General features: G+C 64.9%; 14 protein-coding genes and 1 tRNA gene. 10 read left to right on the top strand and 5 right to left on the bottom strand.

The features are described 5' to 3' along the window. Positions 1-42 precede the first annotated feature (42 nt). Positions 43-396 (bottom strand): hypothetical protein, encoded by a 354-nt coding sequence (locus E3T34_RS16950; RefSeq protein ID WP_370248069.1) that lies wholly within the window; start codon positions 394-396, stop codon positions 43-45. 134 nt (positions 397-530) lie between these two features. Between E3T34_RS16950 and E3T34_RS15825 the strand changes: the two genes are divergently transcribed. Further along, the gene (locus E3T34_RS15825) at positions 531-890 is read left to right on the top strand and encodes a cytidine deaminase (RefSeq protein ID WP_166785863.1); all 360 of its coding nucleotides are present in this window, start codon (positions 531-533) and stop codon (positions 888-890) included. Between the two features lie 126 nt (positions 891-1016). Here E3T34_RS15825 and E3T34_RS08800 read toward each other — a convergent pair whose 3' ends face one another. Beyond that, a complete protein-coding gene (locus tag E3T34_RS08800; RefSeq protein WP_166785867.1) occupies positions 1017-1523 on the bottom strand; it encodes a DUF4395 domain-containing protein in 507 nt (168 codons plus the stop codon). Positions 1524-2203: 680 nt separating this feature from the next. Next, positions 2204-2287: transfer RNA gene (locus E3T34_RS08795), tRNA-Leu, on the bottom strand. 239 nt (positions 2288-2526) lie between these two features. Between E3T34_RS08795 and E3T34_RS08790 the strand changes: the two genes are divergently transcribed. The 7 genes from E3T34_RS08790 (at position 2527) to pknB (ending at position 11387) form a co-directional block, all read left to right on the top strand. Further along, positions 2527-3276 (top strand): DUF3662 and FHA domain-containing protein, encoded by a 750-nt coding sequence (locus E3T34_RS08790; RefSeq protein WP_104100621.1) that lies wholly within the window; start codon positions 2527-2529, stop codon positions 3274-3276. Beyond that, positions 3273-3839: an FHA domain-containing protein gene (locus tag E3T34_RS08785; protein WP_134342748.1), complete on the top strand. Its 567-nt coding sequence runs from the start codon at positions 3273-3275 to the stop codon at positions 3837-3839. The genes E3T34_RS08790 and E3T34_RS08785 overlap by 4 nt, the downstream gene beginning before the upstream one ends. Before the next feature lie 4 nt (positions 3840-3843). After that, complete coding sequence (locus E3T34_RS08780) at positions 3844-5073, top strand: PP2C family serine/threonine-protein phosphatase (protein WP_104100623.1); 1230 nt, start codon at positions 3844-3846, stop codon at positions 5071-5073. Continuing rightward, positions 5057-6463 (top strand): FtsW/RodA/SpoVE family cell cycle protein, encoded by a 1407-nt coding sequence (locus tag E3T34_RS08775; protein ID WP_134342747.1) that lies wholly within the window; start codon positions 5057-5059, stop codon positions 6461-6463. The genes E3T34_RS08780 and E3T34_RS08775 overlap by 17 nt, the downstream gene beginning before the upstream one ends. Beyond that, positions 6463-7914, top strand: coding sequence for a penicillin-binding protein 2 (locus tag E3T34_RS08770; RefSeq protein ID WP_134342746.1), 1452 nt, complete (start codon positions 6463-6465; stop codon positions 7912-7914). The genes E3T34_RS08775 and E3T34_RS08770 overlap by 1 nt, the downstream gene beginning before the upstream one ends. Next, positions 7911-9614: a protein kinase gene (locus E3T34_RS08765; protein WP_104100626.1), complete on the top strand. Its 1704-nt coding sequence runs from the start codon at positions 7911-7913 to the stop codon at positions 9612-9614. The genes E3T34_RS08770 and E3T34_RS08765 overlap by 4 nt, the downstream gene beginning before the upstream one ends. Before the next feature lie 63 nt (positions 9615-9677). Continuing rightward, positions 9678-11387 carry a Stk1 family PASTA domain-containing Ser/Thr kinase gene (gene pknB, locus E3T34_RS08760; RefSeq protein ID WP_134342745.1) on the top strand — a complete coding sequence of 570 codons (1710 nt, stop codon included), beginning with the start codon at positions 9678-9680 and terminating at the stop codon, positions 11385-11387. 24 nt (positions 11388-11411) lie between these two features. Here pknB and E3T34_RS08755 read toward each other — a convergent pair whose 3' ends face one another. Both E3T34_RS08755 and E3T34_RS08750 read right to left on the bottom strand, forming a co-directional pair. Beyond that, complete coding sequence (locus E3T34_RS08755) at positions 11412-12050, bottom strand: aminodeoxychorismate/anthranilate synthase component II (RefSeq protein ID WP_134342744.1); 639 nt, start codon at positions 12048-12050, stop codon at positions 11412-11414. A gap of 167 nt (positions 12051-12217) precedes the next feature. Further along, entirely contained in the window at positions 12218-13051 is an 834-nt protein-coding gene (locus E3T34_RS08750; protein ID WP_134342743.1) for a class E sortase, read from the bottom strand. Between the two features lie 83 nt (positions 13052-13134). Here E3T34_RS08750 and E3T34_RS08745 point away from each other — a divergent pair, with 83 nt between their 5' ends. Then, positions 13135-13380 (top strand): cell division protein CrgA, encoded by a 246-nt coding sequence (locus E3T34_RS08745; RefSeq protein ID WP_104100630.1) that lies wholly within the window; start codon positions 13135-13137, stop codon positions 13378-13380. 267 nt (positions 13381-13647) lie between these two features. Further along, positions 13648-14142 (top strand): Dps family protein, encoded by a 495-nt coding sequence (locus E3T34_RS08740; RefSeq protein ID WP_104100631.1) that lies wholly within the window; start codon positions 13648-13650, stop codon positions 14140-14142. The last annotated feature ends 29 nt before the right edge of the window (positions 14143-14171 follow it).

Below are 14171 nucleotides of genomic sequence, written 5' to 3'. Positions count from 1 at the left end.
CAATCTCTCGGGGGCCTTTCTGTTCGACTGGGTGGACGGCAATCAACCCATCGTGTTCGCTGTGGGTTGATTGCAAAACTCAAAACTTCGGCCTGACCCCGTGTGCTGGTTGCGTAGTTCCTCGCGATTCTTCTGAATGATCTTGCCGATGCTCTGGCGTTCGACGAAAATCTTCTGAAAATTCATGGAATCGAGGGACACGCCTCCGCTGGCTCCACCGCGCTGTAGCGCCCGCGAGCGCCACGAAAGCTGGAACGCCTTCCTGAACCGCCTACACCCGTGTGTGGTGTGGTGCAGTTTCTGGTCATCGACGAAGTCTTTCGCGTCGCGCAGTGACCGGGCGAGGCGGTCGAGCTTGGTGGCCACAAGCGTGTCCCCGGCCCGGCATGCAGCCAGCGCTTCTCGTAGTCCTGGCCGCGCCCGGTTCGTGCCGGTGACCCTTGATCGGTGAACGTCCGGCTATCGGGCACCAGGTAGATATAGATCCAGCACATACGTCGGCGACGGGCGTCCCAACAGCGAATGCTGGAATGGATGTGCGCCAACTCACCGGTGACGACCTGGAACTCATTGCGAAAGCGAAAGCGAAAGCGGAAGAGGCAATTGGCGCCAACACGGACGTTGAACGCGGGGTACACACAGTCGGGGCTGCCGTTTGTGATGCCACGGGACATATCCACGTCGGCGTCAACGTTTATCATTTCACGGGTGGCCCCTGCGCTGAGCTCGTCGCGTTGGGATCAGCACGAACCTCCGGAGCGCGCGAGCTAACGGCGATTGTCGCCGTGGGCGACAGTGAGCGTGGCGCGAAAACCCCGTGCGGCCGCGATCGCCAAGTTCTTGCCGAAGAGAAAGCGACCGCTGATGCGGCGAGCTCGGTTGCTGGCTAGTTCGACCATGAGTTGTCACGGGACGGCCGGGTGCCTCACGAACGGAAAGCTTCCCATAACGCCGTTGACAGTTCCTGATGAGGCAACCCGACCGAGCTGTGGTTCTGCGGCGTGGACCCGACCTTTTCACCTTGCTGTTGCGTGAGGAAGAATTAGTCTGTACAACCACGATCCGAGACACCAATGGGTCGTGGTGAGAATTGTGCCGCCGAGAGCTACCATTCCTCCCAGCACGATTCCCAGCGCTGATAATCCGAAATAGAAGGACAAGGCCGCACCTGCAAGTAGCACGGTGGACAGCAGGTAGGAAAACCGTCGAGGACTCGGCGTGGGGGGAAGCGCCGGAGCGCGAAACATATGGCGAACGACCAAGTTATAGACCAGATCGAGAATCATGCCACGGGGAAATAGTGCCCCTGTGAGAGGAACGATTGCACCCAATCCAAGAATGATAGACGACTGCAAAATCAATCCGAGAACGATCAAGACAGTGCCCACTGCCGGTGTGAATCGTAGGGGCCATGCGTAACAAGACTTGGCTTCATCATCGAGGCCTCCGAATCCCTGCTTATCCAGATTGGTCTTCGTTAGTTCTCTCAGTGCCGCCACCTTCGATTCCTTGATGCTGGCCATAGGCAACCCCATTTCGCAGACAGGGGCTATTCGTCTTTTCTTAAGACATCTCAATGTTCCTAGGATATCGAACCCATGCCTCCGGCCCGGCGATGAGTGTTCACTCCTGCTCCCGGCACCTACATGGCAATCGACCGTGCCAGTGGCAAGCGCGTCACCAGACCCGTCACACCAGTGACCGTCACCATCCCGATGGATGCCGGAGCCCCAGCCGAACGGAATCAGGACCCCCGGTTGGCCGTGAACACCTCCAGAAGTTCGCCTTCAATTACCTCGCTGCGACCCTCGCCGCGGTGTCATCGAACCTGCGGAAGATTTTCGACTTCTTCGTGAAGACCGCGGAACGGGACAGCGGCGAGAGTCTCTCCCGAGAACGCCGCCGAAAAGAAGCCACCGGAACACCGCTGAATAAGCACAGCGCGCTTCCCGCCCTGGCACCGCCGCAGTAGCGGGAACTCCGCCAATTCCGAACGTCACCCCGCGCACCGAACGCTTCAGCCTGCCTACCGGCAGGCTGATTGGCGTTTAAACCGCAAACCCCCGAGCGGCGAGTGGTGAACCGGCCACGGAACGTGCACTGAGTCGTTAAAAGATGAAGGCCGGCTGAGCATTTCTGCTCAGCCGGCCTGTTCGCTTGGATTTCATGAAAACCATTCCTGGATTTCCTGAAACACCCACTGTGCGCGAGGGGGGACTTGAACCCCCACGTCCTTTCGAACACTGGCACCTGAAGCCAGCGCGTCTGCCAATTCCGCCACTCGCGCGAACTTAGGCAGATTAGCACTTTCCGAGGGCACAACGCCATTCGAGACAGGCAGGCCGCGCGAACACAGGTCTGCGCGGCGTGCCGAACATCCTGAACACGCGCCCGATATGCGCCCGACATGGTGACCCGGACTGGCTCCCGTAGGATGACAACCCTCACCGGGTATTGCCCGGCGGGTGAGTTAACACTTGAGACAAGTAACATGCTCATAGCCGAAAGGATCGGATCGGGAGACCTGTGGGCATTCTGGATAGTTTTGAAAAGGGTCTCGAACGCGCCGTCAACGGTGCGTTCGCCAAGACCTTCAGGTCGGGGCTGCAACCGGTTGAAATCACCTCAGCACTGCGTCGCGAACTCGACACAAAAGCAGCGGTCGTGTCCCGCGATCGCATCCTCGCGCCCAATCGCTTCACGGTGCGAATGAGCCATGCCGACTTCCAGCGCATGTCCGCCCTTGGCCAGACCCTCCTCGACGAACTCACCGAACTCGTGCAGCTGCACGGCCGCGAGCAGCGTTACCAGTTCGCCGGCGGCGTCTCGATCACCCTGTCCGCGGATCGCGGCCTCAGTGAGGGCATGGTCCAGATCGACTCCAGCACGATCAAGGGCAGCGTCGCCTGGATCCCCGTGGTCGAGGTCAACGGCAAGCGCTATCCCCTGACGCAGTCGCACACCGTCATCGGCCGCGGGAGCGACGCCGACATCACCATCGACGACTCCGGCACCTCTCGCCGGCATGTCGAGATCCTCTGGGACGGCTCCCGTGCCCAGGTGCGCGACCTCGGCTCGACAAACGGCTCCCAGCTCAACGGTTCACCGGTCACGCAGGCCATCCTCGAGCCCGATTCAGTCGTCACCATCGGCCGCACCCGCATCGTCTTCCGGGTCATCGCGCAGGCATCCTCTTCCGAGCCGGTGACCGAGCGTCACCGCGACGGCGGCCGCGAACGTCACGACATGGACGGATTCTGGGGACCCACCGCATGAGCGTCAGTGAGCTCACCCTGCTGGTGCTGCGCCTCGGCTTCCTGCTGGTGCTCTGGCTCTTCATCTTCGGCATCGTCTATGCCCTGCGCAGCGACCTGTTCGGCCAGCGCGCCCGCAAGATGCAGGCGGATGTCGCTGGCTCGGCCGGCGCGCCCGCCGCGTTCCCGAGCGCCACCCAGCCTCCCGCCGCCGCGGCCTCCGCGCCGACGGAGCAGTTCACGGCTCGGCCTGGCCCGGCGTTCACCGCCGTGGACGACAAGGCCACCAGCCAGAACGCGACCCGCCTCGTGATCACCTCCGGCCCGAAGTCCGGCACTGAGTTCCCGCTCACCGGCGACTCGATCACGATCGGGCGGTCGGGCGACTCGAGCCTCGTCATCCGTGACGACTACACGTCCACCCACCACGCGCGTCTGATGCTCTGGCATGACAAGTGGATGATCCAAGATCTCGATTCGACCAACGGCACCTTCCTGGATGGCAACCGTTTGGCCGTGCCGACCCCGGTCCCCCTGAACACCACCGTCAAGATCGGCGCAACCAGCTTCGAGCTTCGGCGGTAGCTGCATGGCGACAGTCAGTCACAGCGCGGCCGCGTCCCACGTTGGAAAGATTCGGTCCAACAACCAGGACTCCGGCTATTCCGGGCGCCATCTCTTCCTGGTTGCCGACGGCATGGGCGGGCACGCCGGCGGCGACGTCGCTTCGGCGATCGCCACCAAACGCATCATGGATGCTGACCGGGACTTCCAGTCCCCGCAAGACGCCGAGTTCGCCCTGCAGGCGGCGCTGATCGCCGCGAATTCGCAGCTCGCCGAGACCGTGTTCGAGCACGCCGAACTCACCGGCATGGGCACCACCGTCAGCGCGCTGATCGTGCTGGAAGACGAGGTGGCGATCGCGCACATCGGTGACTCGCGCATCTACCTGCTCCGCGAGGGCGAACTCTCCCAGATCACCATCGACCACACCTTCGTACAGCGGCTCGTCGACAGTGGCCGCATCACCGAGGCGGAAGCCATGGTGCATCCGCGCCGCTCGGTGCTCATGCGCGTGCTGGGCGACGTCGAATCGGCGCCGGAGATCGACACCTCCATCCTTGCGACCTTCCCCGGTGACCGCTGGCTGATCTGCTCCGACGGGCTCAGCGGCGTGGTCTCTAATTCGGGCATCGCCGCGGCCCTGCTCAGCCCACTTGACGCCCAGGGCGTGGCCGATCGCCTGGTCAAGGAAAGCCTCGACGGCGGAGCCCCTGACAACGTCACCATCGTCGTCGTCGACATCGGCTCACCCGCCGAACGCATCGACATGCCCACCGTGGTCGGGTCGGCATCCGCTCCCCTCGCCTTCGGCGAGGAGCCCACCCGCGGCCGGGCGCTGCGCATGTCGAGCTTGCGCCTGCACCCCGTGCGTGAAACGCACTTCGAGCCTGACTCCCAGGACTATCTCTCGGAGCTGATCGAGGAAGACAATCGCCGGGCCCGCCGCCGCAAGATCACCTGGCTGGTCGGCATCATCCTGCTGATTCTGGCCATCGTCGGCGCCGGCTTCCTCGGCTACCGGTGGACCCAGTCCCGTTACTACGTGGGAGTGGAAGGCAGCACGGTCGCCATCTTCCAGGGCGTGCAGCAGGACCTCGGCCCCCTCTCCCTGTCCTCCGTCTTCGAGGACACCGACCTGGAGCTGTCCGAACTGCGGGTCTACGACCGGCAGCAGGTCGAAAAAACCATCAGCGCAACCTCCCTCGCGGATGCGTTGCTCATCGTCGAACGGCTCCAAGATGCCAGCGTCCAGTAACCGGTCCACGACGACGGATGCGCCTGCGCGCCCGCCCCGCGCAGGTCGCGTGCGCCGACTGCACCTGCCCCAGAAGCTGCGCAACCTCGAGTTGGTCCTGCTGCTCATCGCCTGCGGCATCAACGCGGCCACCGTTGTGCTCGTGCAGCTCGGCGCGCTCGGCCGAATCGACACGACACTGGTGCTGCTCGGCGCCGGCCTGTCGGTGCTGGTTCTGGCCATGCACGTGGTGCTGCGCGTCGTGGCCCGCGAGGCCGACCCGTTCATCCTGCCCATCGCCACCCTGCTCAACGGCCTCGGCATCGCCATGATCTACCGCATCGACCTGGCCAACGAAGAGTCCGGCTGGGCCAGCGCCTCCGTACGCCAGACCGTGTGGAGCGCCCTGGCCATCGGCTGCGCGATCGCGGTCATCCTGATCATCCGCAACCACCGGGTGCTGTTCCGCTACACCTACATCGCCGGGTTCGTCGGTGTGGCACTGTTGCTGCTCCCGCTCGTTCCCGGCCTCGGTCGCGAGGTCAGCGGGGCGCGCGTCTGGATCGGCGTCGGATCCTTCGCCACCTTCCAGCCGGGCGAGATCGCGAAGATCGCCCTGGCCGTCTTCTTCGCCGGCTACCTCGTGCGCAACCGCGACAGCCTCTCCATGGTGGGCAAGAAATTTCTTGGCATGCGTTTCCCGCGCCTGCGCGACCTCGGCCCGATCCTTGTCGTCTGGGCGCTGTCCATGTCCGTGATCATCTTCCAGCGCGACCTCGGAACCGCCCTGCTCTACTTCGGTCTATTCCTGGTCATGCTCTACCTGGCCACCGGCCGCCTCAGCTGGGTGCTGTTGGGCATGTCCCTCTTCCTCGGCGGTGCCCTCATCGCCAGCCAGACCCTGGACTACGTCAACGGCCGGTTCCAGAACTGGCTCGACGCCCTCAACCCGGATGTCTACGGGGCCGACGGCGGCAGCTACCAGCTGGTGCAGGGGCTCTTCGGTCTCGCCAAAGGCGGGCTCATCGGCACGGGCCTGGGCCAGGGGCGTCCAGAGATCACCCCCGTCCCCCAAAGCGACTACATCATCGCCAGCCTCGGCGAGGAACTCGGCCTGGCCGGCATCTTTGCGATCCTCGCGCTCTACCTGCTCCTCGTCGCGCGCGGCTTCCGCATCGGCTTCGCCGGCAATGACGACTTCGGCAAGCTGCTCGGCGTGGGTCTCTCCTTCGTCATCGCCCTGCAGTGCTTCATCGTGATCGGCGGCGTCACCCGTGTGATTCCCCTCACCGGTCTGACCACACCCTTCCTCGCCGCCGGCGGGTCCTCCCTCGTCGCGAACTGGATCATCGTGGCCCTGCTCCTGCGCCTGTCCGACACGGTGCGCAACCAACCCAGGCTGGTGGTCTGATGAATCGTGAACTCAAACGAGTGAGCATCGTGGTCATGCTCATATTCGTGGCCCTGCTCGTCTCCACGACAATCGTGCAGGTCTTCCAGGCAGACAGCCTGTCCGCGGATGCCCGCAACACCCGCACGCTCTACGACAGCTACTCCGTCGAACGCGGTCCGATCCTCGTCGCGGGCGAGCCGATCGCCCAGTCGATGCCCGCCGACGATGAATACAAGTTTCAGCGCACCTACAGCAACGGGCCGCTCTACGCCCCGATCACCGGGTTCATTCCGCTCAACGGTGCCCCCACCGGGCTGGAGCATTCCCTTAACGGCGAACTCAGCGGAACGTCCGACGCCCAGTTCTTCGACAAGATGAACGCCCTGATCACCGGCCAGAACCCCAAGGGGGCTTCTGTGGAGGTCACGATCGACCCGGTCGCGCAGCAGGCCGCCTGGGATGCCCTCGGCGACCTCACCGGCTCCGTCGTCGTCTCCGAGCCGGCGACCGGTCGCATCCTCGCCCTGGTCTCCAAGCCCAGCTACGACCCGAACCTGCTCACCGTGCACGACAACCAGCAGGTCACCGACAACTATCAGTCGCTGCTGAACGACGACGGTAACCCGCTGCTCAGCCGCGCCACCAAAACCCTCAACCCACCCGGCTCGGTGTTCAAGCTGGTCGTGATGACGGCCGCCTTGGAATCGGGCAAGTTCACCCCGGAGAGCACCTTCCCGAACCCGCCCACGTACCAGCTGCCCGGCTCGTCGGCGGTCGTCATCAACTCCGGCGGCGGCACCTGCGGCGGAGGGGACACCGTCACTCTCGCCACCGCCCTGCGTCTCTCCTGCAACATTCCACTGGCCGAACTAGGTCTGCAGCTGGGCAACAAGGCCATTCGCGACACGGCCGAGAAGTTCGGCTTCAACAGCGACTATTCGATCCCCCTCGACGTGTCTCAAAGCGTGTACCCCACGGTTCTCGACGACGCCCAGACCGCACTCTCGGCCTTCGGCCAGACGGATGTCCGTGCGACGGCCCTGCAGATGGCGATGGTTTCAGCCGCGATCGCCAACGGCGGCCAGCTGATGACGCCCAACCTCGTCGACAAGGTGACCGCACCGGACCTGAGTCCGATTCAGGTCTTCGAGCCGGAAGCAATGAAACGGGTGATGAGCGCCGAAACGGCGGCAACACTGAACCAAATGATGGTCAACGGAGTCCAGGATGGCGCCGCCAGCAATGCAAGAATAGACGGGGTCAAGGTGGCAGGTAAAACGGGCACGGCGGAGAACGCCGAGGACGAGCCTTACACCCTGTGGTTCACCGGATTCGCTCCTGCGGAGGATCCGAAATATGCGATCACCGTTCTCGTTGAAAATGGCGGGGGACTTGGCCAGACAGGGTACGGCAATCTGCTTGCCGCACCTATTGCAAAGGAAGTACTAGAGGCGGTGCTGAACAAATGAGACCCACATCAGGGCTCACCTTCGGGGGACGATACGAGCTGCAGTCCCGGATCGCCATTGGCGGGATGGGCGAGGTTTGGAAGTCGATCGACCTCGTAATCGGTCGCACGGTCGCCATCAAGATTCTCAAGGACGAGTACCTCGGTGACCCTGGGTTCCTCGAGCGGTTCCGCGCCGAGGCCCGTCACGCCGCGCTCGTCAACCACGAAGGCATCGCCAACGTGTTCGACTACGGCGAAGAAGACGGCAGCGCCTTCCTCGTGATGGAACTCGTACCCGGTGAAGCACTGTCCACCATCCTCGAGCGCGAGCATGTCCTCCCCGCGGACAAGGTGCTGGACATCGTCTCCCAGACGGCCGCCGCACTTCACGCCGCGCACGCCGCCGGACTCGTGCACCGCGACATCAAGCCGGGCAACCTGTTGATCACGCCCGAAGGCCGCGTCAAGATCACCGACTTCGGCATTGCCCGCATCGCCGACCAGGTGCCGCTTACCGCGACTGGCCAGGTCATGGGCACAGTGCAGTACCTCTCACCCGAGCAGGCCAGCGGCCGCTCCGCCTCGCCGACCACCGACATCTACTCGCTCGGCATCGTCGCTTACGAAAGCCTCGCCGGCCGCAGGCCGTTCACGGGCGAGTCCCAGGTCGCGATCGCCATGGCGCAGATCAATGAGACCGCCCCCGACCTGCCCGACACGGTGTCGGAGCCGGTGCGCAACCTGGTGATCTCCTGCCTGGCCAAGAACCCCGCGGACCGTCCGGCCTCGGCCGCGCACCTGTCCCGTGCCGCCGCAGCCCTCCGCCGCGGCGACATCGCGGCCGCTGCGGCATCCGTGCCTGCCATCATGAACGGCGTCACGCCCACCTCCGCGACCATGTTGATGCCCGGCGCCGGCGGAATGCAGGCCACGACCGTGCTGCCCACCGGAGCGCCCGCGACGCGTGCCTCCGCGACGGCGGAACCCGAGGAAAAGAAGCGCAGCCCGTGGACCTGGCCGCTGATCGGCCTGATCGGCCTGCTCGCGCTCGTACTCACCGGCACCCTGATCGCCCTGTTCACACAGGACAACACGACGCCGGTGGAGACGCCGACCACGTCGGCACCGGCATCGGTGACTCCGTCCCCGAGTAAAACGCCCACCCCCTCGGCGACCCCCGCGCCATCGCCGACCCCAACGAGCAACACCGTCGAAGTCAGTCTGGCCGACTACCAGGGACTGACCAGCACGGAGGCGCGCGACAAGCTGTCCGGGCTGGGATTCGTAGCGGATGTCCAAGCCGGCAACGCGGCCACCACCCCGGAGCAGATCGCCGACACCGTCTACGACGTGAACCCCACCGGCCCGGTGACGAAGGGTTCCACGATCACGGTCACGGTCTACGCCCCCGCCGTCACCCCCGACGACCCGACCGCGGCGCCCACCGTCGCCCCCGCCTCGGTCGCCGCCGGAGCAGAGGCCACGGTCACCTGGGCTGCACAGTCCTGCCCAAGCGGCCAGACCCTCTCCGGCTATGAGGTCGTGGCCGACGGCGACGCCGTCTCCCCCGGCCCGATCAGCCCGGACGCCACCTCTACGAAGATCACCGCGGGTCCCGACGCCGGCACCTTCACGGTCAAGTTCCGCTACATCTGCGGCCAGGTCGCATCGGCCTACTCGAAGTCCAGCACACCTGTCACCGTCACCCCGGCGGCGTAGCGGAGGCTCAGGAAGGTACGGCTAAAATACGGTGAACTGTGTGCGCGAGCTGGGAGTAATGCTTTGACTGATGAAGGCCGTCTGCTCGCCGGTCGTTACCGGGTGGGTGCGCTCCTCGGGCGAGGTGGAATGTCCGATGTGCACATCGGCACCGATTCCCGGCTCGGCCGCACGGTCGCGATCAAGCTGCTCAAGTCATCGCTTGCCGCCGACCCGGCATTCCGCACCCGCTTCCGCCAGGAGGCGCAGGCGGCCGCCCGTATGGCTCACCCCACCATCGTGCGCGTCTTCGACGCGGGCGAGGAGTCTGTCTCCGAGATCGGCGGCCACGAATCGCAGATCCCGTTCATCGTGATGGAATACGTCGACGGTCGACTGCTCAAGGACATCATCCGCGAGGGCGCGGTTCAGCCCGACGAGGCCGTTCGCATCATCGTCGGCGTTCTGACAGCCCTCGAATACTCTCATCGCGCGGGCGTCGTGCACCGCGATATCAAGCCCGGCAACATCATGATCACCAAGACAGGTCAGGTCAAGGTGATGGACTTCGGCATTGCCCGGGCCATCTCCGACTCCTCGACGACCGTGGCGCAGACCACGGCGATCCTGGGCACCGCCTCCTATTTCTCCCCCGAGCAGGCCAAGGGTGAATCGGTGGATGCCCGCACCGACCTCTACTCCACGGGCGTGGTCCTGTTCGAGATGCTCGCCGGTCGCCCTCCATTCCGCGGTGACTCCGCCGTGGCCGTCGCCTACCAGCACGTCAGCGAAGCCCCGGTCGAACCGAGCTCGATCAACTCCCGGGTGTCCCCCGCACTCGACGCCGTCGTGCTGCATTCCCTGGCGAAGGACCGTTTCACGCGCTACCAGAGTGCCGTGGAGTTCCGCACCGACGTCGAGCTGGCCGGGTCAGGGCAGATTCCGGAGTACCACACGTCCGATGACTCCAGCGGCGGGCTGTTCGCTGCTGCCCCGCTGGCGGCTTCCGGCTCCGAGCTCGCGCTCAAGCAGCTCACCGAAGACGAAACCATGGTGCGCACGCAGCGCCGCCCACCCGTGATCTGGATCTGGGCCGGTATCCTCAGCGTCATCGTCATCGTGCTCTCCGTCATGATCTGGGCCTTCAGCCTCACGCCAAGCGTTGATCTGCCCGACAACTCGCGCCGGGTGCCGTCGCTCACCGGATTCAGCTATGAGAACGCCCAGAATTCACTTCTGGACCGTGACCTGGCCGCGATCCGGGCCGAGGAGGCCAGCGCCACGGTGCCCAAGGACCAGGTGATCCGCACAGACCCTCCGGCAGGCACGATCGCCCAGCCGACCGACCTGATCGAGGTTTATGTCTCCACCGGCGCCCAGCCGGTCGACGTCCCGGATGTCACCAACCTGCCCCTCGCCAATGCCCAGACCGCGGTGACGGACCTCGGTCTCACCGCGGGGTCGGTCACTCGGGAGAACTCTCCGACCATCGCCGCCGGTCTGGTGCTCCGAACCGACCCAGTCGCCGCGACGACGGAAAAAACCGGTGTCACGGTCGATTTCATCGTCTCCAGCGGCCTCGTAGCCCTCCCCGACCTCGAGGGTCAGCTCCTGAGCGCGGCGATCGATATGCTCGCCGCAGCCGACGTGCAGTTGTTCCCCATCCCCACACCCGATGAGACATGTCCCCAGCAGGATGGCTCGCCGGTGACCCAGCAGTCCCTGGCTCCGGGCGACGTGCCCCAGAAGTCCGAGGTTACGCTGGTCTACTGCACCGGCCCGGCTGCCGACTGAGTCCCGGCCCGGCGGCTGACTGCCTCAGCTGAGCTTCAGCAGGGGAGTGAGCCCCTGGGCCGTCTTCCGGGCGCCGGGCAGTCCGGCCAGAACCAGCCAGTTGGCCACCATCAGGTAGCCGCCCTCGGTCAGCACCGACTCGGGGTGGAACTGCACACCCAAAATGGGGGCGCTCACGTGCCGGAGCCCCATGATCACGCCGCCCTGCGTGCGTGAGGTGACGATCAGGTCGCTCGGCACGGTGCCGTCGACGACGGCGAGCGAGTGATACCGCGTCGCCGAGAACGGCTGCGGCACGCCGGCGTAGAAGTCGCTGCCGTCGTGCGTGATCAGGCTGGTCTTGCCGTGCATGAGTTCTTCGGCGTTGGTGACCGTGGCCCCGAAGGCCTCGGCAATCGCCTGGTGCCCCAGGCAGACGCCGAACAGGGGCTGACCGGAACCGAGGGCGGCGCGCACGATCGGTACGGAGACGCCGGCGTCGGACGGCTTGCCGGGACCGGGTGAGATGAGCACGCCGTCAAATTCCGCGATGCGGGCCGCGGCCTCCTCCGGCTCGAAGGCATCGTTGCGCAGCACGACCGTTTCGGCTCCGAGCTCCATCAGGTAGCCGTTGAGCGTGTAGACGAAACTGTCGTAGTTATCGATGACGAGGATGCGGGTCATGGGCTTCCTACCGTGACTTCCTGATTGTTGACAATGGAATCCACCCATGGGAACGCCCAGGTGGCAAGCACGAACAACATGGCTGTGAGCAACACGAACACCAGCACGATCCGGAGCCAGACCGGTCCGGGTAGAACCCGCCAGAGAGCAGCGTACATCCGAGCCTCCTAGCCCTGGGCCTGGGCCTGGGCATTGATAACGGTCGCGACTTCGGCCGGCGGGCCGGCAGATGTCGGTTGCCACGCCTCGAGAACACCGTACGCGATGATGCGCTCGTCCGTGGAGAGCAGGGGATTGCAGCTCGTGAGCGTGATGAACCGGTCGACGGGCGCCACATCCGGATTGTGCGGCACCGGCGCGATCACATCGACCGCGGTCGGGGCGACGTACTCGAGGTCGCGGAACCGGTAGGTGTAATAGCCATCGGCGGTCTGAACGTAGATCGCGTCGCCCAGCTGGAGTTCGTTGATCAGGTGCATGCCACCGCCGTTAGCGCTGCGGTGCGCCGCCAGGGCGAAGTTGCCGACCTCACCGGGCATCTGGGTGTCGGGGTAGTGGCCGATCCCCGACCGGGAGCTGTTGAGCACATTGTTACCAATCCCCTCGGCGATGGACCGGTGATAGTCCGCCCCGAATCGCGGCACGTAGAGCACGGCGAAGGATTGGGCGCTGGGGGGAGCCTCACGGACGACCGGGTCACCGAAGTCGGCCGGGGCCGACTCCCCCGGGTCGGTTGTCTGCGGGGTATCCGCGGCCTTATCGCGACTGGACCGCTCGTCGTCAATCCAGGTCTGGCTGATCTCGGCCGCCGCCTTCGACTGCTGACCGGCCATAATCATGTCATTCCACCAGAGTTGCCAGCCCAGGAATGCGAGCACGAGAACGCCGGCCGTGATAAGCACCTCGCCGATGATCCCCACGGCACTGAGTCGCGGGCGACTCTTGTGGCGGGGGGCGTGGCAAGTCGCCTCTGCGGGAGGCTGATCTGCTCGCTCGGACATGGTCTCAATTCTAATCGGGGAGGTGGGTCCTCTCTGCCGGGCGCCTGCCGGTCGATCCAGCCAAAGACGCTAGAATCGCAGGCATGTCACGCTCGAATCCCCGCAGCAAGCCCGCCCGCACCGAGGTCGCCCGCTCCGGAGAGGCCGGTCCGAACGCCGTGTGGTTCAAGCCGGTGATGTTCGGTTTCATGCTCATCGGGCTGGCCTGGATCATCGTCTTCTACGTGAGCCAGGGAACGCTGCCCGTCGCTGGTTTCGGGTCGTGGAACATTCTGGTCGGTTTCGGGATCGCCTTCGTCGGCTTCCTGATGACCACCCGCTGGCGCTGATCCCGCCCTTATCCGGCCCGGTTATCACACCTGTCGAGACCCCGTCCCGCACCCCCGCGACGGGATAATGACAACGGTGTAATTATCCCCATGTGGACAAACCTGTGGATAACTTTTCCGGGAGGCGACCGCGGCCGAACCGCTCGCTGCACCCCGGCACTGTGTCTCACATTGTGCACCTGCTAAGGTGCTGTGTGAAACCAAGCGGGGGCACCGGCCGAGACGCGGTCGAGACGTGTTTCCGCTGTGTGAGAAGAGGCGTAACTCATGAAAGCATCAGCAGAACTCGGCTCCAACCTGCAGTCCGTTCTCGTCGACCTGATCGAGCTGCACGTGCAAGGCAAGCAGGCGCACTGGAGCGTCGTGGGCAAGAACTTCCGGGACCTGCACCTCCAGCTCGACGAGATCATCGACGATGCCCGACTATTCACCGACCAGCTGGCCGAGCGGATGCGCGCGCTCGACGCCCTGCCGGACGGCCGAAGCGAGACGGTCACGGCGACCACCCACCTGCCCAAGTTCCCCGCCGGAGAGGTGGACACCTCGGAGACCGTCGGCCTGGTCACCGAACGCCTCGACGCGGCGGTCGACAACATCCGTGCCGTTCACGACGCGGTCGACGAGGAAGACCCAACGAGCGCCGACATCCTGCACGGCTTTATCGAGAAGCTGGAACAGTACGCCTGGATGGTCAGCGCCGAGAACCGCACCCCGCGCAAGGCGCCGGCCAAGGCCCCGACCAGGCCAGCCGGCAGGGCCTGAGTCGGAAGCTGCGCCTCCTGTTTCACGCA

This window comes from Cryobacterium sp. TMT1-62, assembly GCF_004403145.1.
GTDB lineage: Bacteria > Actinomycetota > Actinomycetes > Actinomycetales > Microbacteriaceae > Cryobacterium > Cryobacterium sandaracinum.
This window is presented reverse-complemented; position numbering and strand designations above follow the sequence as displayed.

Coding starts and splice junctions, on each gene's coding strand:
- E3T34_RS15825 (WP_166785863.1), top strand. CDS start 531: ATGGATGTGCGCCAACTCACCGGTGACGACCTGGAACTCATTGCGAAA.
- E3T34_RS08800 (WP_166785867.1), bottom strand. CDS start 1,523: ATGGCCAGCATCAAGGAATCGAAGGTGGCGGCACTGAGAGAACTAACG.
- E3T34_RS08785 (WP_134342748.1), top strand. CDS start 3,273: ATGAGCGTCAGTGAGCTCACCCTGCTGGTGCTGCGCCTCGGCTTCCTG.
- E3T34_RS08780 (WP_104100623.1), top strand. CDS start 3,844: ATGGCGACAGTCAGTCACAGCGCGGCCGCGTCCCACGTTGGAAAGATT.
- E3T34_RS08775 (WP_134342747.1), top strand. CDS start 5,057: ATGCCAGCGTCCAGTAACCGGTCCACGACGACGGATGCGCCTGCGCGC.
- E3T34_RS08770 (WP_134342746.1), top strand. CDS start 6,463: ATGAATCGTGAACTCAAACGAGTGAGCATCGTGGTCATGCTCATATTC.
- E3T34_RS08765 (WP_104100626.1), top strand. CDS start 7,911: ATGAGACCCACATCAGGGCTCACCTTCGGGGGACGATACGAGCTGCAG.
- E3T34_RS08755 (WP_134342744.1), bottom strand. CDS start 12,050: ATGACCCGCATCCTCGTCATCGATAACTACGACAGTTTCGTCTACACG.
- E3T34_RS08750 (WP_134342743.1), bottom strand. CDS start 13,051: ATGTCCGAGCGAGCAGATCAGCCTCCCGCAGAGGCGACTTGCCACGCC.
- E3T34_RS08745 (WP_104100630.1), top strand. CDS start 13,135: ATGTCACGCTCGAATCCCCGCAGCAAGCCCGCCCGCACCGAGGTCGCC.
- E3T34_RS08740 (WP_104100631.1), top strand. CDS start 13,648: ATGAAAGCATCAGCAGAACTCGGCTCCAACCTGCAGTCCGTTCTCGTC.